This window comes from Nitratireductor basaltis (assembly GCF_000733725.1).
GTDB classification, from domain to species: Bacteria; Pseudomonadota; Alphaproteobacteria; order Rhizobiales; family Rhizobiaceae; genus Chelativorans; species Chelativorans basaltis.
Genome location: NZ_JMQM01000002.1, coordinates 297,516 through 322,763, shown reverse-complemented (window position 1 = coordinate 322,763; position 25,248 = coordinate 297,516). Strand labels below are relative to the sequence as shown.

The 25,248-nt window shown below is 60.8% G+C and carries 28 protein-coding genes; 10 read left to right on the top strand and 18 right to left on the bottom strand.

Features of this window, described 5'->3' with window-relative positions:
• Positions 1-66: 66 nt before the first annotated feature.
• The 3 genes from EL18_RS13940 to EL18_RS13930 form a co-directional block, all read right to left on the bottom strand.
• Entirely contained in the window at positions 67-1,584 is a 1,518-nt protein-coding gene (locus EL18_RS13940) for a tripartite tricarboxylate transporter permease (RefSeq protein WP_036485549.1), read from the bottom strand.
• Positions 1,585-1,597: 13 nt separating this feature from the next.
• Complete coding sequence (locus tag EL18_RS13935) at positions 1,598-2,029, bottom strand: tripartite tricarboxylate transporter TctB family protein (protein WP_036485547.1); 432 nt, start codon at positions 2,027-2,029, stop codon at positions 1,598-1,600.
• Between the two features lie 75 nt (positions 2,030-2,104).
• Positions 2,105-3,091, bottom strand: coding sequence for a Bug family tripartite tricarboxylate transporter substrate binding protein (locus tag EL18_RS13930; RefSeq protein WP_036485538.1), 987 nt, complete (start codon positions 3,089-3,091; stop codon positions 2,105-2,107).
• A gap of 105 nt (positions 3,092-3,196) precedes the next feature.
• Here EL18_RS13930 and EL18_RS13925 point away from each other — a divergent pair, with 105 nt between their 5' ends.
• Genes EL18_RS13925 through EL18_RS13915 form a run of 3 tightly spaced genes read left to right on the top strand, consistent with a single transcriptional unit; the run spans position 3,197 to position 6,332 of the window.
• Positions 3,197-3,868, top strand: coding sequence for a response regulator transcription factor (locus EL18_RS13925; RefSeq protein ID WP_036485536.1), 672 nt, complete (start codon positions 3,197-3,199; stop codon positions 3,866-3,868).
• Positions 3,869-3,870: 2 nt separating this feature from the next.
• Entirely contained in the window at positions 3,871-5,259 is a 1,389-nt protein-coding gene (locus EL18_RS13920; RefSeq protein WP_051914296.1) for a sensor histidine kinase, read from the top strand.
• Positions 5,256-6,332, top strand: a complete 1,077-nt coding sequence (locus EL18_RS13915; RefSeq protein WP_036485534.1) for an ABC transporter substrate-binding protein — start codon at positions 5,256-5,258, stop codon at positions 6,330-6,332. The genes EL18_RS13920 and EL18_RS13915 overlap by 4 nt, the downstream gene beginning before the upstream one ends.
• 3 nt (positions 6,333-6,335) lie before the next feature.
• On the opposite strand, the gene EL18_RS13910 is transcribed toward EL18_RS13915, so the two are convergent.
• Positions 6,336-8,390, bottom strand: a complete 2,055-nt coding sequence (locus tag EL18_RS13910; protein ID WP_051914294.1) for a M3 family metallopeptidase — start codon at positions 8,388-8,390, stop codon at positions 6,336-6,338.
• Positions 8,391-8,553: 163 nt separating this feature from the next.
• Here EL18_RS13910 and EL18_RS17630 point away from each other — a divergent pair, with 163 nt between their 5' ends.
• Positions 8,554-9,000 carry a MarR family winged helix-turn-helix transcriptional regulator gene (locus EL18_RS17630; RefSeq protein ID WP_081871271.1) on the top strand — a complete coding sequence of 149 codons (447 nt, stop codon included), beginning with the start codon at positions 8,554-8,556 and terminating at the stop codon, positions 8,998-9,000.
• Positions 9,001-9,085: 85 nt separating this feature from the next.
• Positions 9,086-10,300, top strand: coding sequence for a multidrug effflux MFS transporter (locus EL18_RS13900; protein WP_036486399.1), 1,215 nt, complete (start codon positions 9,086-9,088; stop codon positions 10,298-10,300).
• Between the two features lie 9 nt (positions 10,301-10,309).
• On the opposite strand, the gene EL18_RS13895 is transcribed toward EL18_RS13900, so the two are convergent.
• The 3 genes from EL18_RS13895 to EL18_RS13885 are packed head-to-tail and all read right to left on the bottom strand — an operon-like array spanning position 10,310 to position 12,112.
• The gene (locus EL18_RS13895) at positions 10,310-10,951 is read right to left on the bottom strand and encodes a carbonic anhydrase (protein WP_036485530.1); all 642 of its coding nucleotides are present in this window, start codon (positions 10,949-10,951) and stop codon (positions 10,310-10,312) included.
• A gap of 40 nt (positions 10,952-10,991) precedes the next feature.
• A complete protein-coding gene (gene pdxY, locus EL18_RS13890; RefSeq protein WP_036485529.1) occupies positions 10,992-11,855 on the bottom strand; it encodes a pyridoxal kinase PdxY in 864 nt (287 codons plus the stop codon).
• Positions 11,852-12,112, bottom strand: a complete 261-nt coding sequence (locus EL18_RS13885; RefSeq protein WP_036485527.1) for a hypothetical protein — start codon at positions 12,110-12,112, stop codon at positions 11,852-11,854. Before EL18_RS13885 ends, pdxY begins: the two co-directional genes overlap by 4 nt.
• A gap of 91 nt (positions 12,113-12,203) precedes the next feature.
• Here EL18_RS13885 and EL18_RS13880 point away from each other — a divergent pair, with 91 nt between their 5' ends.
• The 5 genes from EL18_RS13880 (at position 12,204) to ppa (ending at position 15,586) form a co-directional block, all read left to right on the top strand.
• The gene (locus tag EL18_RS13880; protein WP_081871246.1) at positions 12,204-12,827 is read left to right on the top strand and encodes a LemA family protein; all 624 of its coding nucleotides are present in this window, start codon (positions 12,204-12,206) and stop codon (positions 12,825-12,827) included.
• Positions 12,828-12,845: 18 nt separating this feature from the next.
• Positions 12,846-13,694 carry a TPM domain-containing protein gene (locus tag EL18_RS13875; protein ID WP_161782005.1) on the top strand — a complete coding sequence of 283 codons (849 nt, stop codon included), beginning with the start codon at positions 12,846-12,848 and terminating at the stop codon, positions 13,692-13,694.
• A complete protein-coding gene (locus tag EL18_RS13870) occupies positions 13,694-14,332 on the top strand; it encodes a TPM domain-containing protein (protein ID WP_036485524.1) in 639 nt (212 codons plus the stop codon). The genes EL18_RS13875 and EL18_RS13870 overlap by 1 nt, the downstream gene beginning before the upstream one ends.
• Before the next feature lie 71 nt (positions 14,333-14,403).
• Positions 14,404-14,910 carry a GNAT family N-acetyltransferase gene (locus tag EL18_RS13865; RefSeq protein WP_036485521.1) on the top strand — a complete coding sequence of 169 codons (507 nt, stop codon included), beginning with the start codon at positions 14,404-14,406 and terminating at the stop codon, positions 14,908-14,910.
• 142 nt (positions 14,911-15,052) lie between these two features.
• Complete coding sequence (gene ppa / locus EL18_RS13860) at positions 15,053-15,586, top strand: inorganic diphosphatase (RefSeq protein ID WP_036485519.1); 534 nt, start codon at positions 15,053-15,055, stop codon at positions 15,584-15,586.
• A 63-nt stretch (positions 15,587-15,649) separates the two neighbouring features.
• Here ppa and EL18_RS13855 read toward each other — a convergent pair whose 3' ends face one another.
• From EL18_RS13855 to EL18_RS13800, 11 genes are all read right to left on the bottom strand, one after another.
• A complete protein-coding gene (locus EL18_RS13855; protein ID WP_036485516.1) occupies positions 15,650-16,252 on the bottom strand; it encodes a hypothetical protein in 603 nt (200 codons plus the stop codon).
• Positions 16,253-16,340: 88 nt separating this feature from the next.
• Complete coding sequence (gene rlmH / locus EL18_RS13850) at positions 16,341-16,820, bottom strand: 23S rRNA (pseudouridine(1915)-N(3))-methyltransferase RlmH (protein WP_036485514.1); 480 nt, start codon at positions 16,818-16,820, stop codon at positions 16,341-16,343.
• A gap of 219 nt (positions 16,821-17,039) precedes the next feature.
• On the bottom strand, positions 17,040-17,414 hold the full coding sequence (rsfS, locus tag EL18_RS13840) for a ribosome silencing factor (protein WP_036485510.1): 375 nt from the start codon (positions 17,412-17,414) through the stop codon (positions 17,040-17,042).
• Positions 17,415-17,692: 278 nt separating this feature from the next.
• Positions 17,693-19,009 (bottom strand): MFS transporter, encoded by a 1,317-nt coding sequence (locus EL18_RS13835; protein WP_036485507.1) that lies wholly within the window; start codon positions 19,007-19,009, stop codon positions 17,693-17,695.
• 155 nt (positions 19,010-19,164) lie between these two features.
• Complete coding sequence (locus EL18_RS13830) at positions 19,165-19,755, bottom strand: nicotinate-nucleotide adenylyltransferase (RefSeq protein ID WP_036486394.1); 591 nt, start codon at positions 19,753-19,755, stop codon at positions 19,165-19,167.
• Between the two features lie 38 nt (positions 19,756-19,793).
• Positions 19,794-21,083, bottom strand: a complete 1,290-nt coding sequence (locus EL18_RS13825; protein ID WP_036485505.1) for a glutamate-5-semialdehyde dehydrogenase — start codon at positions 21,081-21,083, stop codon at positions 19,794-19,796.
• A 3-nt stretch (positions 21,084-21,086) separates the two neighbouring features.
• Entirely contained in the window at positions 21,087-22,241 is a 1,155-nt protein-coding gene (proB, locus tag EL18_RS13820; protein WP_036485503.1) for a glutamate 5-kinase, read from the bottom strand.
• 13 nt (positions 22,242-22,254) lie between these two features.
• On the bottom strand, positions 22,255-23,295 hold the full coding sequence (gene obgE / locus EL18_RS13815) for a GTPase ObgE (RefSeq protein WP_036485500.1): 1,041 nt from the start codon (positions 23,293-23,295) through the stop codon (positions 22,255-22,257).
• Between the two features lie 146 nt (positions 23,296-23,441).
• Entirely contained in the window at positions 23,442-24,029 is a 588-nt protein-coding gene (locus tag EL18_RS13810) for a GNAT family N-acetyltransferase (protein WP_036485497.1), read from the bottom strand.
• A gap of 119 nt (positions 24,030-24,148) precedes the next feature.
• Entirely contained in the window at positions 24,149-24,418 is a 270-nt protein-coding gene (gene rpmA, locus EL18_RS13805) for a 50S ribosomal protein L27 (RefSeq protein WP_036485495.1), read from the bottom strand.
• Positions 24,419-24,508: 90 nt separating this feature from the next.
• On the bottom strand, positions 24,509-25,162 hold the full coding sequence (locus EL18_RS13800; RefSeq protein WP_036485493.1) for a 50S ribosomal protein L21: 654 nt from the start codon (positions 25,160-25,162) through the stop codon (positions 24,509-24,511).
• Positions 25,163-25,248: the final 86 nt, after the last annotated feature.

The window sequence follows — 25,248 nt, the reverse complement described above, 5'->3', positions numbered from 1 at the left end:
ATGACAGCTATCTGACAAGCGTATGTCGCCCGCACCGGTGTGGCGCGGGCGACAGGTCCCGGTTTGTTATGGTGCGACGGTCGCGTCTTTCTTCGGGCGGAGGAAACGGCCCACCAGAAGCGGCGCGATGAAGCCGAGAATGGCCAGGCACCAGATGCCGATTGCCATGGGCGAGCCCCACAGGATGGAATAATCGCCATCCGAGATGGTCAGCGCGCGGCGCATGTTCTTTTCCATCTCGTTGCCAAGCAGGATGCCGAGGATGACCGGCACCAGCGGCACGTCGAGCTTGCGCAGGAGATAGCCGGCGACACCGAAGATGATCATCACCATCAGGTCGAAGGTTGAACCCGACAGGCCGTAAATGCCCACGAAGGAGATCATCGCCACGGCCGGCATCAGATATTTCGTCGGCACCTGCAGCACGCGCACGAACAGGCCCACCATCGGCACATTGAGCAGAAGCAGCATGATGTTGCCGATGAAGAGGGCTGCGATCAGGCCCCAGACCACATCCGGCTGCTGCGTGAAGAGCAGCGGACCCGGCGTTATGTTGAGCGCCATGAGCATGGCCAGAAGCACCGCCGTCGTGCCCGAGCCCGGAACACCAAGTGCAAGCATCGGCACCAGCGCTCCGCCGGCAGCAGCATTGTTGCCGGCTTCCGGAGCTGCAACACCGCGTGGATCACCCGTGCCGAACGTGCCCTCCTTGTCGGCGATGCGTTTCTCGATCGTGTAGGACACGAAGGATCCAAGCGAAGCCCCCGCGCCGGGCAGGACACCGGCGATGAAGCCCACCACGGTCGAGCGCGCCATGGTGCCGCTCGTCTTTTTCAGCATGGAAAGCGGAGCGGTGATGCGGTTGAGCTTCGTGTCCGATGCTTTCGGCGCCGTTCCATTGGCATGTTCGAGGAACAGAAAGACCTCGGAGATGGCAAAGAGACCGACAATCGCGATCAGGAAGTGGATGCCTTCATAGAGATGGATCTCACCGAATGTCAGGCGCGGCACGCCGGTCTGGTGGTCCACGCCGATCATCGCAACACCCAGACCAAGTGCTGCCGCCATGACCGCCTTCGCCTGATTGCGGGCGGCAATACCGCCAAGCGTGGCGAAGGCGAGCGTGAAGAGCGCGAAATATTCGGCCGGACCGAACAGCAGAGCCACCTTGACCAGCTGTGGTGCGAGGAAGACCAGACCCCAGGTGGCAAAGAAGGCGCCGACAAATGACGCGATGCCCGAAAGGGCGAGCGCCTCGCCGGCCTTGCCCTGCTTGGTCATGGGATAGCCGTCGAGTGTGGTCATCAGCGCCGGTTCGTCACCGGGGATGTTGAGCAGGATCGACGATATGCGTCCGCCATACATCGCGCCGTAATAGACGGAGGTCAGCAGGATGAGTGCCGGCGTTGCCGGCAGGCCCAGCGTGAAGGCGAGCGGAATGAGAATGGCCACGCCATTGGATGGCCCAAGGCCCGGCAGCGCGCCGATGATCGTGCCAAGAAAGCAGCCGACCAGCGCAAGCCCGAGATTCTGCCAGGTAAGTGCGACGGCGAAACCGTCTGCCAGACTGGAAAAGACGTCCATTGTTCAGGTCTCCTCAAAAGCCCATGGGGCCGAGCGCGAGGGAAAGGCCGAGGATCATGCGGAAGATGACGAAGATGCTGACCGCGATCACGACGCCCGCAATGCTGGCTGCCACCGGGCTGGCACCCAGACGCCAGCTCAGAATGCCTGCTGCGAAGGTGGTGGAGATCGTGAAGCCGACATGCGGCAGGGCATAGGTGTAGAGAACCAGCACCAGAACGGCCAGCACGATCTCGCCTACCCGACCGAAGGCTGGCCAGAGCGGCTCCGGATCAGGCCGGAAGAGCACGTAAAGGGAGCCAAGGGCGAGTGCTACACCGATCACGATCGGGAAGACTTTCGGGCCCATCGGGTCCGAGATGAAGCCGACGCGGATCTGCGTGGCGAACAGGATGTAGAGCAGCGCAAGGACGAGGCACGTCCCGCCAAGAACGCGATCGCTCATGGTTTACCTCCCCGGGTGGTATGAGTGCAGGCCGCGGCTTTCACGCGCGCGACCTGCAAGCCTTTGGTTGACGGCTTACTGAAGGATGCCGATCTCGCGGCTGAGCTCTTCGGTGTCCGCGATCTGCTTGGCGACGAAGGCTTCGAATTCATCACCGAACTTGGCGAGCGGCATCAGGCCATTGTTCTTCATGACCTCTTTCCACTCGTCGCTTTCATAGGTCGTCTTGATGGTGTTGACCCAGAAGTCATAGGCCTCGTCGCTCATCTCGCCGGGAGCGTAGAAGCCGCGCCAGTTCGCGCCCGTGGCGTTGATGCCCTGCTCGACGGCGGTCGGGAAATCCTTGAATTCGTCGCCCGGCAGACGCTCGTCGGCCAGGACTGCAAGAACCTTCAGATCACCGGAATCGACAAAGCCCTTCGTCTCGGAGATGTCCCCGGAGAATGCCTGGACATGGCCGCCCAGAAGCTGGGTCACGGCCTCGCCGCCGCCCTCGAAGGCGACATATTTGACGGAGCGGACATCATCAATGCCGGACTCTTTTGCTGCGATGAGAACCTTCAGATGGTCCCAGCCACCCACGGCAGAACCGCCGGCAAACGAGACCGACTTCGGGTCGTTCTTCACCTTCTCGAACAGTTCCGGCAGCGTGTTGATGTCGGAGTCCTTGGCAACGGCGATCACGCCATAATCTGCACCGATGGAACCCACCCAGCGCACCTGGTCCTTGCTGGCACCCGGAAACGCCCCCTGGGCAAGACGCGTGCTGGTGGCCGAGGAGGCCGCGACGATCAGATTGTTGTCATCATTGCGCTTGGAGGTGACTTCCGCATAGGCAACGCCACCGCCGCCACCGGCGAGATTGGTCACCTGCATGGGCGACGAAATGAGCTTGAGGTCATAAAGCGTCTTGCCGACCTGGCGGCACGTAAAGTCCCAGCCGCCGCCGGCATTGGCCGGTGCGACGCACTCGGTCTGCTTCGGCTCGAACGCGATCGCCTGACCGGCAAAGGCCAGCGCAGCGAAAAGGGTTGCAGCACCTGCTGCAGCGAGTTTCTTCATGGATAAACCTCCCTTATTCCTGCCGCACGCTTTTCGTGCGAAGGTTCGGGCACGATAAGACGGCAAGCTGTCATCAAGCTGTCAGATTCGGGGAGGCAACAATTCGTGCGCATACTGGTGGTCGAGGATACGGAGGATGTCGCGGACGCCATTCTTTCCCATTTCCAGCGCCAGGGGCATGTCTGCGAACATGCGACAACGCGCGAAGACGCCGAGCATTTTCTGGGTCTGGACCCGTTCGACCTGGTCATTCTCGACCTGAACCTGCCCGATGGCTCCGGTCTTGATATCCTCAAACAGCTACGCGCGGCGAAGAACATGGTGCCGGTGCTGGTTCTGACCGCGCGCATGCATGTCGACGACAAGATCGACGCGCTCGATTTCGGGGCGGATGACTATCTCGTCAAACCCTTCGACCTGCGCGAACTGGAAGCCAGGGCCCGTGCGGTGAGCCGACGACAACACGGGGTAGCCGATGCGGTCACCGAGATCGGCAATCTGCGCTGTAACCTGTCCGCCCGCACCGTGGATGTGGATGCGCGCGAGATAGAGCTGACCCGTCGCGAATTCGTTCTCCTTGAGGCCTTCATCTCCAATCTGGGACGGGTTCTGGACAAGGATGATCTCTATTCGCGCCTTTATGGACTCACCGGAGAAGCGGGACTTAATGCGGTGGAGGTTTATGTGGCCCGTCTGCGCAAGAAGCTGGAAGGTGCCGATCTCGAGATCAAGACGCTACGCGGCCTGGGCTATCAGGCAATCAAGCGCGGAATCTGAATGTGAGTCTGCCGTCATCCACGCCGCTTTCGCAAAAGACCCAGTCCATCGCCTTCCGCCTTGGGCTGGCCATGCTCGTGATCCTCGTTGTTGCCGTGATAGCCACCATCCTGGCGGCCAGCCGCTTTGGCCAGGCAGCAAGTGACGAGACCTTCGACCGACTCCTGCGCGGCGCGGCGCTACAGATCGCCGAACGCGTATATGTGAGCGAGGGCGAAGTCGGCATCGACCTTCCTGTTTCCGCCTTCGAACTTCTGTCGCTGGCCCGTGAGGATCGGGTTTTCTACCGCGTGATCGGCCCTCAGGGATCGCATCTGACCGGATATGCAGACCTTCCGCTTCCGGACGAACGCAAGGCGGGTGAGCCCACCATCTATGCAACCAGCTTCAAGGGAGTTCCGGTTCGAGCCGTGCTGATGTCACGTCAGCTTGCCGAACGGTCCATGCGCGGGAAGGTCGACATAATCGTCGCCCAGACAACGGCGGAGCGCGGTGCGCTGGCACGAAGCATAACAACCCAGGCAGCGCTCATCATCGCGGTGGCCGCCGTCGTGCTGTTCTTCATCTCGATGTTCGTGCTGCACATAGCCCTGCGCCCTCTGACCCGCGTGGAACAGGCGATCCTCGCGCGCGAAGCCAACGACCTTTCCCCGCTCGATGTCGCCGCGCCACAGGAGGTTGCGGTGCTTGTGTCTGCCATCAACCGCTTCATGGGCCGGCTCGACAAGCGCATCGAGGCCATGCAGAATTTTGTTGCCGATGCGGCACACCAGATCCGCACGCCCATCACCGCATTGCGCGCCCAGGCCCAGCTGGCCGTCGGCGAGAAGGATCCCGAGCGGCTCGAGCGGCTGCACCGTCGTCTGTATGCACGCAGTGTCGGCCTTGGGCGCCTGGCAGACCAGCTTTTGAGCCATGCGCTGATCTCCCATCGTGCCGATGTCGCGACGATGGAGGCGATCGATCTGCGCCGGGTGGCCATCGAGGCCGAACGCGAAATCCGCGCCATTGCCAACCAACCCATCGCCGTATCGCTTCCGGATGACGAAGTGATGGTGAAGGGAGATGCGGTCAGTCTGCGCGAGGCGGTGAAGAACCTGCTTTCAAACGCCGTCAAACATGGTGCTCATCCGATCAGCGTCACGGTCACGCCCGAAGCTGGAGACCGCGCCATGATCCTGGTGCATGATGCTGGCAAGGGCATGGATCAGACACAGCGGGCACGCATTGGCCAGCGCTTCATCGGTGACGGCATCAGCCCTGAAAGTGCCGGCCTCGGCCTGTCGATCACCGCTTCCGTCGCACAAATGCACCAGGCACGCATCATTTGCAGAAACACGGCAAAAGAAGGCTTTGAGATTGGCCTGGAACTGCCGAGGATAGCATCATGAAGCGCCTGATACTCCTGATCGCGCTGGTATTGGCATCCACGCCCGGCCAAGCGCGCCAGTTCGACCTGCCACCGGCCGGTGGCGGACCGACGGTTGAAGAACTCGTGATCGAAAGCACCACCGACCTGGCCGTATTCCGGCCTATGGTGGAAGCCTTCCAGCTGCGCAATCCCGGCCTGGCCGTGACCTATCGCGAACTGACCTCCAACGAGATAGCCGCGCGGCAGGAAGAAGCCTGCGCCTCAGGCGAATTCGTGGCGGATGTGGTGATTTCTTCAGCCGTCGATCAGCAGTTGAAGCTGGTGAATGACGGCTGCGCAAAGCCGCTTGTTCTGGCCGAAGCGGAACGCCTGCCCGGTTGGGCGCGCTGGCGCGACGAGCTGTTCGGCTTCACCTTCGAACCGGCAGTCATGGTTTACAACCGCGCCTGGTTCAGCGAGGTCGGCGCGCCGCAAAGCAGGTTCGAATTCATCGACCTCCTGCGCTCCAGCACCTATTATGCAGGGCGCATCGGCACCTATGACATTGCCAGTTCGGGCCTTGGCTATTTTTTCGCATTTCAGGATGCGCTTCAGGCCGGCACCTGGGGCCGCGTGGTGGAGAGCCTCGGCCGCAACAATGCGAAGCTTTATTGCTGCACATTCGACATCCTTGAACGCGTTGCCGATGGCCGCCTGCTGATCGGCTACAACGTTCTCGGCTCCTATGCGCTGGACTATATCAGGGAGGATGATCGCATCGGCATCGTCCTGCCACGCGATTACACGCTGGTTATGGCGCGCGCAGCCTTCGTTCCGCGCCAGGCACGCGCACAGCTGGCGGCAGCGCGTTTTGTCGATTTCATGCTCTCCGCCGAGGGACGGGACATCCTCTCCAACGATATGCGGCTGCTCTCGCCCATTGATGGCGCTGAGCGACTGGAGCGCCTGACGGGACAGAAGGCGGATGACCTTGAGACCTTCCGTCCAATCTCCATGACGCCCGCACTGCTTGTGGGACTCGATGAGGCAAAGCGCGAGATCTTCATGCGCCAATGGCGCGCGGCCCTGCCTGGCCTTAAAGCCAGACGTTAGACCTCAGCTCAGCCCGCGCTTTTCCATCATCGGCTCGGGTGTCGGCATGCGTCCGCGAAAGGCGGTATAAAGCTCTTCCGGGTCCCGGCTGCCGCCAGCGGCATAGATATGCTCCAGAAGCTTTTGCGCGGTTTCGCGGTGGAACGGATCGCCCGCTTCCTCGAAAGCGGCAAAGGCGTCGGCATCAAGCACTTCCGACCACATATAGGAGTAGTAGCCGGCTGAATATCCGTCGCCCGCAAAGACATGCAGGAAATGCGGCGTCGCGTGCCGCATGGGTATCGCTTCCGGCGCTTCGAGCCGCGCAAGCTCGGACGATTGGAAGGCCAGTGGGTCCTCAACGGGCTCCGCACGCGCATGAAAGGCCATGTCCATGAGCGCCGATGAGGCAAACTCGACCGTCGCGAAACCGGCATCGAAAGTCTGTGCCGCTCGCATCTTCTCCAGGAGATCGAGCGGCATGGGTTCACCGGTCTCCACATGCTTTGCATGCTTCTTCAGGATTTCCGGCACGGTGAACCAATGCTCGTAAAGCTGGGATGGAAGCTCGACGAAATCGCGCGACACGGAGGTGCCGGAGACCGACGGCCAGCGGGCCTCCGAAAGCAGCCCGTGCAGGGCATGGCCGAACTCGTGGAACAACGTTCGCGCATCGTCAGGCGAAAGAAGGGCAGGCTTGCCTCTCGGCGGCTTTGCGAAATTCATCACATTGTAGATGATCGGCATCTGGCCGTCGCCCAGCTTGTGGGATGACTGAAGCGCGCTCATCCAGGCACCAGACCGCTTCGAAGGCCGGTTGAAATAGTCTGCCAGAAAGAGGCCGCGTTCGCTGCCGTCGGCATTGAGAACATGGAACACCCGCACATCCTCATGCCATGCAGCCACATCCTTCAGTTCCTCGAAACGCAGGCCGAACAGGCGCCCTGCCACATCGAAAGCTGCAGCGATGACGTTCTCCAGCGCTAGGTAGGGCTCCAGCGCGCCCTCATCGAAATCGAAGCGCTCGGCGCGAAGCTTCTCCGCATAATAACGCCAGTCCCATGGCGCGATGGCATGATTGGCACCTTCCTTGGCAGCAATGTCTTCCAGTGCTTTCTGATCTTCTGCCGCCTTTTCCCGTGCCTTGTGCCAAACGGGTTCAAGAAGCTCCATCACGCGCTCGGGCGACTTCGCCATGGTATCGTCGAGCTTGTAGGCGGCATAGCTTTCATAGCCGAGCAGTTTCGCCTTCTGCGCACGCAGCTCAAGCATGCGCCGAACCAGTTCCCCATTGTGGCGCTCGCCTTCATTCGCGCCGCGGGAGGTGAAGGCTTTCAGAACCTTTTCGCGCAGATCCCTGCGTGCAGAAAACGAAAGGAACGGTTCGGCTATCGAACGCGACAGGGTGACCGCAAAGCGTCCCGCCTGCCCGCGGCTTTCGGCAGCTTCCGCCATGGCGCTCCTGAATGACTGCGGCAGCCCCTCCAGATCGCCCTCGTCCAGGAAAAGTGCCCATTCGCTTTCATCGCCCAGCACGTTCTGCCCGAAGCGCGCACCGAGGCCTGCAAGTTCCTCATTGATGGCAGCAAGCCGCTTCTTGTCTTCCGCGCCCAGCATCGCGCCGCCGCGCACGAAGCCTTTCCAGCTCTTTTCCAGAACACGCATGGTTTCGCCATCAAGCCCCAGCGTCTCGCGCTTCTCGTAAAGCGTGTTGATGCGGGCAAAAAGCTTCTCATTCATGGCGATCGCGGAAAAATGCGCCGCCATTTTCGGCGAGATTTCGCGCTCCAGCGTCTGGATCACATCATTGGTATGCGCGCCGGCCTTGCACCAGAAGATCGATGCCACTCGGTCCAGCGCGTCACCGGAGAGCTCGAGCGCCTCAAGCGTGTTCCTGATGCCCGGATCATCCGGATTATCGGCGATCGCCTCAATCTCGGCCTTGTGCTCCGCCAAGGCCCTGGCGAAACTGTCAGCAAATGCGGCGTCATCAATTGCAGCGAAATCCGGCAGGCCATGGGGTCCGGTCCAGCGGGTCAGCGCTTCGATTTCTGACCGGGATGCAACTGTATCGCTCATGGAGATGCTCCTTGCCTTGGCAGGCCAAGAGCTTTAGCCGCTCCAACCCGCCTGGCACAACATGAAGTTTTTGCACGGCAACAGCTTGCCGCCCCCCTTCACCGCCCTATAACTTCTATATTATAAGCATGACTTAGTAATGGCACCTTACAATGTAGCGCTCATGAAATCACCTCCATTCGACCCGCAGAACTTCAGTTTCCTCATCCATGACATTGCCCGGCTGCAGCGCCGTGAATTCGACCGGAAATTCGCCGACAGCGACATAACGGTAACTCCCGGAGAAGCCCGGGCACTGGTTCATGCTGCACGCGCGGGCGAAGTGAGGCAGGTCGTTCTGGCTGACGCTTTGGGACTGGAGGCGATGACGCTCAGCGCCTATCTCGACCGTCTTGAGAAACAGGGCCTCATAGAGCGCATAGCCGATCCGACAGATCGCCGTGCCAAGCTTGTTCGCTTGACGGATGCGGCCTATGACGTGCTGCGTGGCATAGCCGAAAAAGGTGCTGAAGTGCGTGAAATGGCGCGCGACAAGATCAACGATCGCGATTGGGAAAAGTTGATGAAGCTTCTCAGGCAGATCCGGAGCAATCTCCACCCAGATGAATGACATGACGCCTGACCGCCAGGTCAAGCCCGTCGAAGGTGAGGCGGCAGGCAGTGGCCCAAGCCCGAACCAGGCCGCCACACCTCTGATGAGCGAACGGCGCGTTGGCATGCTCGGCGCGATGCTGGTTGCCATCGGCCCGGTATCCATGGCGCTCTACACACCCGCAATGCCGGAGATCGTGCAGGCCTTTGGCACCACCGCATCAGCCGTGAAGCTCACGCTCTCGGCCTATTTCGCGGGCTTTGCCTTCTCGCAACTCTTTTGCGGGCCGCTATCCGACGGCTTCGGTCGCAAGCCTGTCACGCTCGCCTTTATCGGCATTTATGTCGCTGCGAGCCTGGTTGCCCTTCTCGCGCCAGGCATCGAATGGCTTATTGCCGCCCGCTTCATACAAGGCGTGGGCGCTGCCGTAGGCGTTGCGGTATCGCGTGCGGTGGTACGTGATCTGTTCACCCACGAGCAATCAGCCCGCATCATGAACCTCATTGGTATCATTCTGGCGGTCGGCCCGGCCCTGGCGCCCACCATCGGCGGGCTGACCATGGAGTTTTTCGGCTGGCATGCAATCTTTCTGGTGATGCTCCTCGCCGGCCTGGCGATCATGGCAACCATCCAGCTGGCTTTGCGCGAAACGGTGATCCGCGACACCTCTCGCATAGCGCCCAAGGCGCTTTTGAAATCCTACGCCACGCTGCTGACGAGCCGCTATTTCATGAGTTCGGCGCTGGTGATCGCCGGTTCGACCGGCGCACTCTACACGCTGGCCACCGTACTGCCATTCATCCTGATGGACCGCGTGGGGCTGACGCCCTCGCAGTTCGGGATCGGCATGCTGATGCAGTCCGGCTTCTTCTTTTCCGGTTCGCTCACCGTCCGCTTCCTGATGCGCAGGCTTGGTGCCTACAGGTTGGTGCCGATCGGCCTGACCTGCATTGCAACCGGCAGCCTGGCGATGTTGATCATGCTCAACACGCTTGAACCCACCTTCCTGCGCGTGATGGTGCCCGTCTCGTTCTACGCCTTCGGCATCGCCTTCGTCATGCCAGCCATGATGACGGCCTCGTTGGCACCTTTTCCTCGCATTGCGGGTTCCGCATCAGCGGTTGCAGGCTTCCTGCAGATGGGGGGCGGTCTTTTGGGCGGATCGATATCCGCGCTGATCGGCGACGCGGTTTTCGCCATGAGCGTGATCATCCCGACCATGGGACTGGTCGCGATCATCTCATGGCTGGTCTGGCGCCGGCTCCCGGAACCGGTGATGGCTTCGGCCGTACGCTCGGTACCAGACACCAGCGCCTGACGCCGGCGACTAGATCGCGGGACGTTCGAAGTCGCCGCTTTCGGGATCCATCACCCAAAGCTCGCCCTTGGAGATGTCGAACCACGCGCCGTGAAGGGTGACCTCACCCTTTTCCTCACCTTCCTTGATGATCGGGAAGCTGCGCAGATTGTCCACCTGATTGCGCACCGAAACGCGCTCCATGGCGGTCTGGCGCTCTGCGGCGGTCAGGAGATTGGCACTGGAAATGGCTTCTGCCGCCGGGGCGACCAGCGACATCCACTTGCCGATGAAATCACCCGGCGACAATGGCTCTGAAAGCCCGCCGAGAGCCGCACTGATACCGCCGCAACGGCCATGCCCCATCACCACGATATGCTTCACCTTGAGCGCCTGCACGGCAAATTCCAGTGCGGCGGATGTGCCATGGAATTCGCTGTCGGGAGCATAGGGCGGAACCAGATTGGCCACATTCCGGACCACGAAGAGTTCACCCGGCCCGGCGTCGAAGATCGTCTCGGGCGCCGCACGTGAATCGCAGCATGCTATGACCATGGTCTGCGGCTTCTGCCCTTCACGGGCAAGGCGCTCATAGCGCTCGCTCTCGCTGGAATAGCGACCGGACATGAAGTTGCGGTAACCGGAAAGAAGGCGTTCTGGAAGATGTGTCATGTGAGTTCCGATAATTATATTTCCGAACCAAGGCAAGAGCTTAAGCCGGGGTTGGTGTCAGCTCGTTCACGGTGACCAACGCGGTCGGAGCGTTCAGGATGCGTGCATCCGTTTCCAGCATCAGCTCGTCGGCACCGCGGGCCGCGGCATTGGCGAACATCTCATACACCGCCGCGGTCGTCTCACGCAGGGCTTCCCTGGGAGGAAGACCATTGAGCAGGCGCGACAGGAACAGGCTCGCCGTCAGGTCGCCGGTGCCCTTTACCGGATGGTCGATCCGCCGGTGCTCTGCAAGCAGGCTTTCCTCTGCCGAAAGATAAAGATTGGCGATATTGCCAGGCGACTTGCCTTCCGCCGAAGTCACGAGAACACGCCGGGGACCGAGCCTGCGCGCGGCATCGATGATCGCCGCCATGTCATTTAGAGGCTGACCCGCGAACCACGACAGTTCGAAACGGTTGGGTGTCGCGAGATCGGCGATGGGCAGCAATATGTCGCGAATCGCGGCAGCGGTCTCAGACAGCACGTAAAGCCCGCCATCATCACCGATGACCGGATCACACAGGAAGAGCGCCGCGGGATTTGCGGACTTCACCTGCCCGACAAGTTCGGCGACGGCGACCGCTTGTGCGGGCGAGCCGAAATAGCCGGTGATGACGGCATCGATCTCGCCAAGCCAAGGCGCGCTTCCCAACTCCATCAGAAAGCGCGCGAAAGCCTCGTCGTCCGGGCGGATTGGTGTGGAGCGTCCATGGCCGGGATGCCAAGGCAGCATGATCGTCGGCACGGACCAGACGGGATGGCCGAGATATTCCAGCACGAATACCACCGAGCGGTTCCCCACCGACCCCCGTGCCACATGGCTTGAAATGGCAAGAACCGACTTGTGCTTCCGAGCATTCATGCCGGTGCCCCCATGATCTGGCTGAAGAGCCACAGGACGGCAATGGCCAGCGCGATCAATGCGAGAATGCGCCCGATACGGCGGCCCCACAGCTCGATCGGATCACCCTTGGGCGCATCGGCTGCACTGAAATGGTCCTGCACGCGCCCGCTGAACCGGTTGATCGCGTTTTGGGGATCGCTTTCCCGTCCGACGCGATCGAGAATCTGCCGCGCCTCGCGTTGGCGCTCATCTTCCTCGAATTGCCCCTTCCCCATGCTTCACGTATCTCCAAACACGAGCGCATTTCCTTATAAGCGCAATAGCACTAATCTTCGCGCCGGTCGAACCGGCTGTAGAGGGGAAAAGATGATCCAGGCCATGTCCATGCGTGCATCCGCCATGCGCGCCATTCTCATGCTCATGCTGGCGATGCCGCTGCTTTCCGCCTGCGGCTTCAACACCATCCCCACGCGAGAAGAACAGGCGAAAGCCGCCTGGAGTGAGGTCCTGAACCAGTATCAGCGCCGTTCCGACCTGATCCCCAACCTGGTGGAAACCGTGAAAGGCTATGCCGCTCACGAGCGTGAGGTGCTGGAAGGTGTCGTCGAAGCGCGCGCCAAGGCGACGCAGATCCGGGTGGATGCAAGTCTTCTTGAAAACCCGGAAGCCTTCGAGGCCTTCATGGAAAGCCAGTCACAGCTCTCAGGCGCGTTGTCGCGACTGATAGCTGTCGCGGAAAACTATCCCGATCTGAAGGCAAGCCAGAACTTCCTGGCGCTGCAGGCGCAACTGGAAGGCACCGAGAACCGCATCGCCGTTGCGCGTCGCGACTATATCGAGGCCGTGCGGCTCTACAACACCTCGCTGAAAACGCTTCCCAGCATGCTGTGGGCGAAGTTCTGGTTCACCGATGCAGAACCTCTGCCGACCTTCACCATTGCACAGGAGAACCAAAACGCACCCACGGTCGATTTCGGCAACGGCGGCTAGGCCGGCGTCGGGGCGGAGATGATGCAGGCCTCTTGCGAGCAATCCGGTGGAAGCTTGACGCATGCATTGCGTCTAGTCGTGCTTGCGCTGCTGGTCTCCTGCATCACCAGCATTGTCGCGATGGCGCAGGGACTGCCTGCCCTGACCGGGCGCGTCGTCGACAATGCCGGCCTGCTTGATGCCGCAAGCGAAACGAGGCTGACCGCACGACTTGCGGCCTTCGAGGAGCGTGCGAGCGACCAGATCGTCATCGCCACCCTTCCCTCGCTCAACGGCGAAGCGATCGAGCCTTTCGCCAACCGGCTCTTCAGAAGCTGGGGGCTCGGCCATACGGGCGAGGACAATGGCGTGCTGCTTCTCGTGGTGCCGAACGACCGGAAAATGCGTATCGAAGTGGGCTATGGGCTCGAGGGCACGCTCACCGATCTGCATTCCAAGCTCATCATCGAAAACACCATGGTACCCGCATTCCGAAACGGCGATTTTGCCGCCGGTATCGAAAAAGCCGTTGAAGACATCATCATGGTACTCGAGGGCAATGGAGCCGAACTCGAAGCGCGTGCAAGGCGCGTTGTCGAAGAACAACAAGATCCGATCTGGCCGCTTGCCCTCTTCCTGGTGGTTTGGGGGACGCTTTTCTTCGGCGGCTTGGGCCTTGCCCTCCTGGCCCCGATCTTCGGCCGCAAGATCGGGCCAGGCCGCTATGAATGGCTGGGCATGGAGATCGATACCAACCCCAAAAAGCCCCGGCGCAAAGGCAGCTGGTCGCGCGGCGGCTATTCCGGCGGTGGGGGATGGTCCGGTGGCGGCGGATTCTCCGGAGGCGGGGGATCCTCCGGCGGTGGTGGAGCTTCGGGGAGCTGGTGATGGCGGGCAAATTTCTCAATGACGCGGAGCACGAACGGATCCGCAATGCCATCACAAATGCTGAAGCGCGCACCAGTGGCGAGATTCACTGTGTGCTCGCACAACGCAGCGACAGCTACTTCCTGCCTGCAGCCTTCTTCCTGACAATGGCTATCATTGGCTTAAGCCTGATCGCAGCCATTGTGTTACACCTCTATTGGCTGGCCCTCCCGCTCTACCAGTTCGTGCTGGCTCAGGCGGCGTCCGTAGCAACCGGGCTGCTTGTGCTCCATTTCCGGCCGGGCATCCGTGTCCACCTCGTGCCGCGCAGCCTGCGTTATCGCCGTGCGCATGAAAATGCCCGCCGCCAGTTCGTGGGAAGGAACATCCACCTGACGCGCCAGCGTACAGGCGTGCTGATATTTCTTTCGCTCGAAGAGCATTATGGCGAAGTGCTGGCCGATAGCGGGATAGCGAATGTCGTGCCGCAGGCGCGCTGGAATGAAACGGTCGCCAAACTGATCGAGGAAGCATCCTGCGGGAACCTTGCGGAGGCGTTCAACGCAGCCATCGCGATGGTGGGAGAAGAGCTCGCGCGGCATTTCCCGCCGACAGTCGATGATCAGAACGAACTGTCCGATCACCTCGCCGAAATCTGATCGCAGTTGAACAAGCTGCCAATGCGAATGGCTTGCCATGGGTACGGCGAGGCGGCTATGGTTAACAAATCATGAAGACACTGACGATCGACATCAGACGGGCAGGTATGGAGGATGCAGAGGCAATCGCCTCCGTCCATGATCGTGCCTGGCGCGGTGCCTATGCCGGAATCATCCCGCACAAGGCGCTGAATGCCATGATCGGCCGGCGCGGTCCCGTTTGGTGGTCAAATGCCATCAAGCGCTCGGCAACAGTGCTCGTCATGGAGATCGGTGGGGAAATCGCGGGCTACGCCACGCTTGGTCGCAACCGCGCGCGAGAGCTGCAGCAGGACGGCGAGATATACGAACTTTATCTCGCCCCCGAATATCAGGGCATAGGCCTTGGCCGCCGCCTGTTCAATGCGGCCCGCGAGATGCTGGTTTCCCACGGTTTCGACGGTCTGGTGGTCTGGGCGCTGGAAGAAAATGACGGTGCACGCTCGTTCTATGAACGCGCAGGCGGGCGCGATTTCGCCGAAGGTGTCGAGGTCTTCGACTCCAAGGCCCTGCGCAAGATCGCCTATGTTTGGAACTAGGTTGGCCGAACCGCTCGCCAACCAGCCGGAAAACCCGCACGCTTCCCTTTAAAATTGCGCAATTGCGCCCTTCTGCGCATTGCCTGCAGGCGCAAGAACGGCTACCCCTCCCGCGCAAGGTCAACCAGCATGGAAGAGTGCGATGCGTATCGAAGCCATCTCCATTGGCGACAATCCTCCTGAAGACGTGAATGTGATCGTAGAAGTGCCCGTTGGCGGGCAGCCGATCAAATACGAGATGGACAAGGAAGCCGGCACGCTGGTCGTGGACCGCTTCCTCTATACTCCGATGACCTATCCGGGCAATTACGGCTTCGTGCCGCACACGCTTTCGGATGACGGTGACCCGATCGACGTCCTTATCTGCAACACGCGCCAGCTGATGCCCGGCTGCGTGATCAATGTACGCCCGATCGGCGTATTGGTCATGGAAGACAATTCCGGTCAGGACGAGAAGATCATCGCGGTCCCCTCGCCGCATCTCACGCGCCGCTATGAGGACGTGAAGAACTATTCTGACCTGCCGGACATCACGCTCAAGCAGATCCAGCACTTCTTCGAGCACTACAAGGACCTGGAGCCCGGCAAGTGGGTGAAAATCGGCGACTGGATGGATTCTTCAGCCGCACGCCGCCTCATCACCGAGGCGATTGACCGCGCGAAGGCAAAAGCCTGATAGCGGTCACTCTGCCAAGAAAGCTTGAAAAGCCGGCCCCAGCGCCGGCTTTTTCTATCCAGCTTACTGGTCGCCGAAGCCGGTCATGGGCGGTACGGGAATCTCGCCGAACTCGACAACCGGCTGGTCCGCGCCGCAGGCGAAATCGAAGACCTGGTTGTCGGCAATGCGTCGTGCCGCTTCATTGGCATTTTCATTGCCCGTAGCCGCTACATACCCGACCGCGCATCCTTCACGTGCCTGGGGCTGCCCCACCTTCTCGACCACCAGGACTTCCATTTCCTCATCGAGGTCGGAAACCACCGTCCATCGATGGATGGTCGCAAGCGGGATCGTCTTGCCACCATAGGACATCAGGCGCCATTCCACCTTTTTTCCCACACTGTTGAAGGGCGTGAAGCTTTCCCAGACCGGCTGATCCTCACCTTCCGGCGGGATACCATAAAAGACGGATTCACGTGCGTCCGAATAGGAAAGGAAAACGGGGTAGCCCTTGTAGCCCTCGCACAGAAGCTGGCTCCAGTCGCCTTCGCCGTCCGGTGCCTGATCATAGACGACGCAATTCTGCTCGGCATCCAGATCCGTGTAGACGCTGGAGAATTCCTGCGCGCTCGAAGTGCTGCTAAAAGCAGCCGTTGCAAGCAGACCTGCCAGAATGCGTTTCATCTCATCCCTCCATCATCGGCCTGCACAGTTGCCGACCGCCTCGCAAAGGCCATGATAGCAGTGCTGGACTGCTGCACAATGACGGCGTTCAATCGCGATGATAGGGGTGGCCGGAGAGGATCGTGACTGCACGATAAAGCTGTTCGGCAAGCATCACGCGCACGAGCTGGTGCGGCCATGTCGCCTTGCCGAAGGAGATCACGCGCTCCGCACGTGCCTGCATTTCGGGATCATGCCCGTCAGGCCCGCCAATGGCCAGTGTGAGCTGTTTCTCACCGCGATCACGCAGGTCGGCAAGAAGCTGTGCAAATTCGCGGGAGGAGAGATCGCGCCCGTTTTCATCTAGCAGGACAAGCGGAGCGGCACCCACCTGCTCTGCAAGCTTTCGGCCCTCTTCACGCTTTCGCTCCTCGACACTGCGCGCACGGCTCTCGGCAGGCTCGACAACGCCTCCGCTTTCAAGCCCGACAGCCCCGCCGGCTTTGCGAAATCGTTCGAGATAGCGCTCGGCCAGTTCCTTCTCAGGACCCGATTTCATGCGGCCGACGGCATGGATGAATATGCGCATGGATGCCTCTGCAGCTTCTGCTGCAGGCAATAGCCGTTATCGGGTCTGGATGCAAAAGGGTGTGTTTGCTGCAGATGCCGTCTTCGTGTTTCGGATCAGACGCTCCCGCAGCCGGCGCATTTCGCTTCCGGCCGCAGAGTCAGCCTTCTTCCCTGCCGTGACACTCTCGGCATCAGGCGTTGCAAACAGCGCGCGAACCGCACGGTCCGCGAGGTGTCTCTAGTGCAGCGTCTCGTCTTCCAAGTCGGGAGCCGACCACATCTTTTCGATGTTGTAGAACTCACGAACTTCGGGACGGAAGACATGGACGATGATATCGCCCGAATCGATCAACACCCAATCGGCACCGGACAGTCCCTCGACGCGTGCAGTGCCAAGCCCGGCTTCCTTCAGCGCCTTGATGAGGTGATCCGCAACAGCCGCAACGTGACGATGCGAGCGACCGGAGGCTACTATCATGTAGTCTGCCAGTGCGGACTTGCCCTGAATGTCAATGGAAACAATATCTTCCGCCTTGGAGCCTTCGAGACTTGCAAGTGCGATTTCTACGGCGCGAGAAGCGGAATTGCCGCTGGCCCCGGCCGGCGAAGGCATGGTTTGAGCCTTCTTTTCAAGTGCTGTTCTCAGTGTCTTTCCTTTCCAACAAGAACAACGTTTCGCAGCCGATCACCGGTGCGATGCGTCAGCATGACCCAAAACAGTTCGTTTCAAAAGCAAAAACGGTAAGCCCCACCGTTAAGTTGCCGGCTACTCATTCACTTTTCACCGGCATTCTCCTGGATAGCGTCACCATTTGGGCCACTGCTCAGGTCTTGCACCCCGAAGATAGGCAGAGCACCTTGTCAGTTTCAAGACACGGCGCTGCGGAAAACTCAATTGGCTTGGGCAACCGCCACTGGCTCTTCCTCGACTTCATACTCATAGGCAAGTTCTGCAGGCAGCGGGGCCTGGGCGGGAAGCGGAGCAAAGTCCACAGTCTCGTCAGCCGGCGTTGCCTCGGCGATGCGGATGCGCCAGGTGATGAAGGCAACGAGCAGCAGCGCCACGAATATTGCGACATACATGAAGGCCTGGGTGCCGACCACTGCCGTCAGAATGGTTGTGCCGCCTGGAATGATGAAGCCGGAGAGTGACCAGGCGAAAAGCAGCGTGGAAGAAACCGAAACGAGATCCTTCTTCTGCGCCCGGTCACCCGCATGGGCGCTCGACAGGGAGAAGATCGTTTCCGTTGCACCGCTCCAGATCATGTACACGGCAAGAAGCATGACAATGCTGCCGCCATCGACCCGGGCTGCGAGCAGACCGCCAAAGAATACCAATGCCCCTGCCGCAACCATCATGTAGCGGCGGTCCATCCTGTCCGACAGCCAGCCGAATGGCACCTGGATCAGGATGGTGCCAAGCGGCATCGCGAACATCAAAAGCGCGATTTCGGCCTGGGCCAGTCCCGTTGCCGCTGCGTGGATGGGAGCAAAACCCGCCACCATGACCGAAAGCCCGCCGACGGCGAGCATGCCCGCCACACCAACCGGCGAGACCTGCCAGGCAAGATTGAGCGCGATGGACGCGGTTTCGGGCGGCGGTGGCGGGCGCAGACGCGTGAGACCTACCGGAATGATGGAAATGGCGGCGAATACGACACCGATGACAGGCGCGGTATTGCCGGAAATGTCGATATAGCTGATGCCGTAGGACCCCACACCAAGCGCAACCACATAGGTGACGTAGAAGATAGCCAGCACGCGGCCGCGGATATCGTTCTCCAGCACATCGTTGAGCCAGCTTTGCGCGACGATGAAGAGCCCGTTCATCGCGAAGCCGTAGAGCATGCGCGCGACGAGCCAGAGATAGGGGTCGGTCTTCATCCCGATAACCGCATTCGACAGAATGATGATGGCGGTCAGTGTCATGAAGACACGTGCATGTCCTACCCGGCGCACCAGATGCCCGGTCAGAAAACAGGCGGCCATGCCACCGGCTGCAAGTGCGGTCAGGATCGAACCCGCCCAGGTCGGGCTGAAACCCTCCGCGGACAATCGCAAGGGGATGAACGCGAACATGAGCCCGTTGGCGATCGCCAATACGCCGAGTGAGAGGATGATGGATGTTACAGCGATGGCCGGTGTCGGCAGCGCCTCGCCGCCATACTCCCCTTCCATCGGCCGAAATGCCTGTGCCTGATCGCTCATGCTGAACCCTTTTTTGATCAACAGATGGGCCGCAGTCGGTTCAGGTCAAATAAGAACTCGCAGTGGCGCGTGGCCGGGCCGCATCTGGCGCAGGCTAAAGCCACGCATCGAGTCATTGTGATGACGGGATGGGCAATTCCGCAGATTTTTTCTGCTCAGTCCTTCGCGGCCTGCCGCCGCAGCATGGTCGAGGACAAGGGAGAGCGCGGACCATGGATGAAGGTCCATGCGGGTGGATTTGACCGCGCAAGCAGCGGCGCGTCCTCCTCATCGATCCGCGCGTGATCAAAGGTCTTTGCTACCTTGGAAGAGAGGAAGGAGAGCGTCGCCCCCGGGCGGTCGAACACGGCAATCGGGATCGAGCGGATGATCTCCTGCCAGCGCTCCCACTTGTGAAAGTCGCGCAGGCTGTCCGCGCCCATGATCCAGACGAAACTGACGCCGGGATTGCGGGCCTGCACCAGCGCCACGGTATCGGCGGTATAGCGGACGCGATAAGCGGCCTCGAAAGCGGTGACCTTCATGCGCGGGTCTTCCGCCGCAGTTTCCGACAGCGCGAGACGCTCTTCCAGGGGAGCGAGATTGCTGTGGTCCTTGAGCGGATTGCCGGGCGTGACCATCCACCAGAGCTGGTTGAGGCGCAGCCGCCGCATGGCCGTCTCCGCCACCAGCGCATGGCCCGCATGGGGCGGGTTGAACGATCCGCCGAAAAGAGCGACCGCCATGCCCCTTTCGACATGCGGCATGCGCAGATAATGCCCGGGAACTTTGCCCTGTTGCACCGTCATGAGGGACGGGTCTGCCCGTTGCCGCGCACGCGATATTTGAACGAAGTGAGCTGTTCCACGCCAACCGGCCCGCGCGCATGCATCTTGCCGGTGGCGATGCCGATCTCCGCCCCCATCCCGAACTCGCCGCCATCGGCAAACTGGGTCGAGGCATTGTGGAGCAGGATGGCGGAATCGATCTCGTTGAAGAACCGCTCCACCGCGTGCGCCTCCTCCGCCACGATGGCTTCGGTGTGATGAGAGGAATAGGTCTCGATATGCTCGATCGCACCACCGACACCATCCACCAGCCGCACCGAGATGATCGCGTCGAGATATTCGGTCCGCCAGTCTTCTTCAGTTGCCGTTGCCGCCTGCGGATAGAGCTTTCGCACCTCGTTATCGGCGCGTATGGCACAACCCGCCTCTGCCAGCGCGGTGAGGATCGGCACAAGATGCGTCTCGGCTGCCGCGCGATCGACAAGAAGCGTCTCGGCGGCACCGCAAATTCCGGTGCGCCGCATCTTCGCATTGACGGCGATCTCGCGCGCCATGTCGAGATTGGCCGATCCGTCTATATAGAGATGGCAGATGCCTTCCAGATGCGCGAAAACCGGCACGCGCGCATCGCGCTTCACCCGCTCCACAAGCCCGCGGCCGCCGCGCGGCACAATGACATCCACATTGCCCTGAAGACCCGCCAGCATCTCTCCGACAGCAGCCCTGTCCGTCACCGGCACACGCTGGATTGCATCGGCGGGAAGCCCGGCCGCCTCAAGCCCCTCCACGAGGCAGGCATGAATGGCCGAGGAAGAATCAACCGAATCCGAGCCGCCGCGCAGGATCACTGCATTGCCAGCTTTCAGGCAAAGCGCTCCAGCATCCGCTGTGACATTGGGGCGGCTTTCATAGATCACGCCGATGACACCCAGGGGTGTGCGAACCCGTTCGATCTGCAGGCCGTTGGGCCGTTCCCATTCGGCGATCACGCTTCCAACCGGATCTTCGAGCGCGGCAATCGAACGGATACCCGATGCAATGCCTGCAATGCGTTTCTCGTCCAGCATGAGCCGGTCCATGAGGGCGGCAGAAAGAACGTTGGCGCGGCCGCGTTCCAGATCCTCTTCATTGGCGGCAAGGATTTCGGGAACCCGCGCCTCGAGTGCCTCCGCCATGGCGAGGAGCGCCTTGTTCTTCTGATCGCTCGAGGCAATGGCCAGTGGTCGTGCGGCAGCGCGGGCACGGCCCCCCATGTCTGACATGATCTGCGCGACATCCATTGTCGCTGCCTCATTTGCTTTCAGCATTTCCTAGCCCTCTACCATTCCTGCGGCATCGCGCATCAGCGATGCAGCCAGCACCATGTCATCACGATGGATCATGGCGCCGCGGCTCTCATAGCCTATGGCTTCCGATATCTCCGCCGTTTTAAGGCCTGCGATCTTTATGGCATCCGCCGCGTCATAGGCAACCAGACCGCGAGCGCATTCGCGCCCGTCAGGCCCCACAACGGCCACCGTATCACCCCGTGCAAAGGTACCAGCCACCGAGGTCACGCCGGCCGGAAGCAGGCTCTTGCCGGCGCCAAGTGCCCGCATTGCCCCCTCATCGACCGTGATGACACCGGTGGGTTCCAGATGTCCCGCGATCCAGGTCTTGTAAGCCCGCACCGGCGTCTTGCTTGGTGCGAACAGGCTGCAATTCTTACCCTGCTCGATGGCCCGCAACGGATTGAGTTTCAGACCCGAAGCGATGATCATCGCGGTTCCGGCGCCGGTCGCAATCCTTCCCGCATCAAGCTTGGTGCGCATTCCGCCCCGTGAAAGCTCCGAGGCTGCCTCGCCCGCCATCGCTTCGATTGCCGGGGTGATCTCCTCAACATACGGGATCAGCCGTGCATCAGGGTCACGCGCGGGAGGCGCGGTGTAGAGCCCATCGATATCTGAAAGAAGAACGAGCAGGTCGCCACCCATCATGGTCGCCATGCGCGCGGCCAGCCGGTCATTGTCGCCATAGCGGATTTCCGTGGTGGCCACCGTGTCATTTTCATTGATGATCGGCACCGCCTTCATCTTGAGAAGCGTGGAAATGGTCGCACGAACATTGAGATATCGCCGGCGCTCTTCGGTATCGCCCAGCGTGACCAGCACCTGACCGGAAATGAGCTCGTGGCGCGAGAGCGCTTCGGCCCAGGCGCTTGAAAGTGCGATCTGCCCGGCAGAGGCAGCAGCCTGGGCTTCCTCAAGCTTCAGCTTGCGCGAGCCAAGGCCAAGGACGGTGCGACCAAGCGCAATGGCACCTGAAGAGACCACGAGAACTTCTACGCCTGCACGGGAGAGCCAGGCGAGATCATCGACAAGAGCAGTCAGCCATTCGCGCCGAAGCCCGCTCTTGCGGTCGACCAGAAGTGCCGAACCAACCTTTACCGTGACCCGGCGATATTGCGTGAGGGAGCGCCTTTCCATCGCGTCAGCTCCCTCAGTCCTGCCACCTTGGGTCCGGCTCGGCATTCGCTTCCTGCTCGGCGGAGCGGGCAGTTTCGATCTCGCCCATGAGGGCGCGCAGCACCTCCTCCACGCCTTCACGGGTGGCCGAGGACAGAACCAGCGGCCTGATGCCCGCTTCTTTTTCAAGTTCGGCGAGCTTTTCGGCGCGTTCTTCCTCGTCAAGCAGATCGGCCTGGCTGAGCGCGAGCACTTCCGGCTTGTCGGTCAGCCCGTGCCCATAGGCCTCCAGCTCCCCGCGCACGGTGCGGTAGGTGCCCGCCACATCTTCCTCGCGTCCGGAGACGAGATGCAGAAGAACGCGCGTGCGCTCCACATGGCCAAGGAACCGGTCGCCGATACCCACACCGGCATGTGCACCTTCAATGAGCCCCGGAATATCCGCCAGAACGAATTCACGAGCATCGATCCGCACCACACCCAGATTGGGATGAAGCGTGGTGAAGGGATAGTCGGCGATCTTCGGCTTTGCTGCCGTGACAGAAGCGAGAAATGTGGATTTGCCCGCATTGGGCAGACCGACAAGCCCTGCATCCGCGATCAGCTTGAGGCGCAGCCATATCCATGCCTCTTCACCGGGAAGACCGGGATTGGCGCGGCGCGGGGCCTGATTGGTAGAGGATTTGAAGTGCTGGTTGCCGAAACCGCCATTGCCGCCCTTGGCGAGCAGATAGCGCTGGCCGACTTCAGTCAGATCGCAGATCAGCGTGTCATTGTCCAACTCATAGACCTGTGTGCCGACCGGCACCTTGAGCACGACATCGCTGCCCTTCGCACCGGTTCGGTTGCGTCCCATGCCATGCACGCCGGTCTTGGCCTTGAAGTGCTGCTGGTAGCGATAGTCGATCAGCGTGTTGAGCCCGTCCACGGCCTCAACCCACACATCGCCGCCGCGGCCGCCATCACCGCCATCCGGGCCGCCGAACTCGATATACTTCTCGCGTCGGAAGGAAACGGAGCCTGCCCCGCCATCGCCAGAGCGGATAAAGACTTTTGCCTGATCCAGAAATTTCATCGTTCGGCCAATTCTCGTTCGTCATGCCCAGCCCGAACGGTCTACATGATCGTTGGGACAAGCGAAATGCCTGCCGGATAAAGCGAGGCGGATTAAGGAAGGGCGAAAGCAGTCCTGTCTACCGCTTTCGCCCTCAATCAACTCAGTCATGCGCCCCAGCTTCTGAGGCTGACCCATGTCTTGCGGTCGAGCTGGTAGCGCTCGACGGGAACCTTGCCCGCCACGACCGAATCCATCATGCCCTGCCCCACATACTGGAAGCCGCATTTGTGGATGACACGGCGCGAGGGCGAGTTGATGACGCGGCACGAGACATTCAGCCGGTCGATTTCGGTCGCGCGAAATGCCAGATCCACAAGCGCATGCGCCACCTCGGTCGCATAGCCGCGGCCCCAATAGGGCTCGCCGATCCAGTAGCCAAGCTCCAGCCCGTGCTCGCGGGTATCGAGCCCTGCACAGCCGATAAAGGCTCCGGTCTCCGCCAGCGCCACCGCGTAATTGCAGCCGCCGCGATTGCGGGAGCGATAATTTCGCACGAAGCTTTCCGCATCGCTGACCGTATAGGGATAGGGCATGCGGGAAAGCATTTCCGCTACCTTGCGGTCATTTGCCAGCTCCGAAAGCTCCTCCACGTCATCCCTGTGGGGCGGACGCAGGACGAGCCGCTCGGTCACCAGAACCGGGCATTCTATGCTGTAACTTTCGTCTTCACTCTCTTCACTTTCGAGAACCATTCCTCTTCCTCCGGGCAAAAATAAAGGGGAGATGGCAACCCATCTCCCCTGAACTTTTCCGGATGTTTCGACACCGGGCCCCGAGATGGGTCGCCGGTGTTATATGTCGCGGAAACCGGCTATTCCGCTGCGTCCAGAATCGGGTTTACCGATACATAGGTTCGGCCGTTGGCTTTCTTGGCGAAAGACACATTGCCGCCTTCGAGTGCGAAGAGCGTATGGTCCTTACCCATGCCGACATTGGTGCCGGGATGCCACTTGGTGCCGCGCTGACGAATGATGATGTTGCCCGGAACGACCTTCTCGCCGCCGAACTTCTTTACGCCAAGGCGCTTCGACTCTGAATCGCGACCGTTACGCGAAGAACCGCCAGCTTTTTTGTGTGCCATGGTCTTACTCCTTTGCGCCGCAGGGGCGCTTCTCTTTCCTTATGAACGCTCAAGCGTCCGAAATCAATCTACTGGCCTTGAAGCCTGACCTTACTTGGTCAGTTCCTTGGCCTGCTCGCGCCAGTCGCTGATCTGCTCGGCGGAAAACGGCATGGCTTCGTCGATGCGTGCAACATCGTCGTCGCTGAGTGCTGCGATCTGCGCGAAGGTCGCGATGCCCTGCTCCTTGAGCTGGCCAGCGGCGACCGGGCCGATGCCCTTGATCTTCGTCAGGTCGTCGCCCTCACCCGCGGGTGCGGAAAAGAGCGGCTGTGCTGCAGCTTCGGCCTTCGGCGAAGCCTTCTTCGGCGCAGCGGCCTTCTTCGGTGCGTCAGCCTTGTCTTCAGCCTTCGCAGCCGGCTTTGCAGCGGCCTTCTTCGACGGCTTTGCGCCACCGGTCAGGATCTCGGAGATCCGCACGGTGGTCAGGAGCTGGCGATGACCGCGCTTGCGGCGCGAATTCTGACGGCGGCGCTTCTTGAACGCGATAACCTTCGGGCCGCGGCCCTGCTCGACAACTTCTGCGGCAACCGTTGCGCCATCAACGAAGGGCGCGCCAAAGGTCACGTCTTCGCCTTCACCCACGGCAAGAACATTGCCGATCTGGATGATGTCGCCGGGCTCGCCGTCGAGCTTTTCGATTTTCAATACATCATCGGCAGCAACGCGGTATTGCTTGCCACCGGTTTTGATGACTGCGAACATTTTTTTGCCTTTCGGTGTCCGGTCCGGCTATGACGCGCGATTGCTGCGCCTGCCGTCTTTTTATCAGTCTTGGTTCACGAAATAAG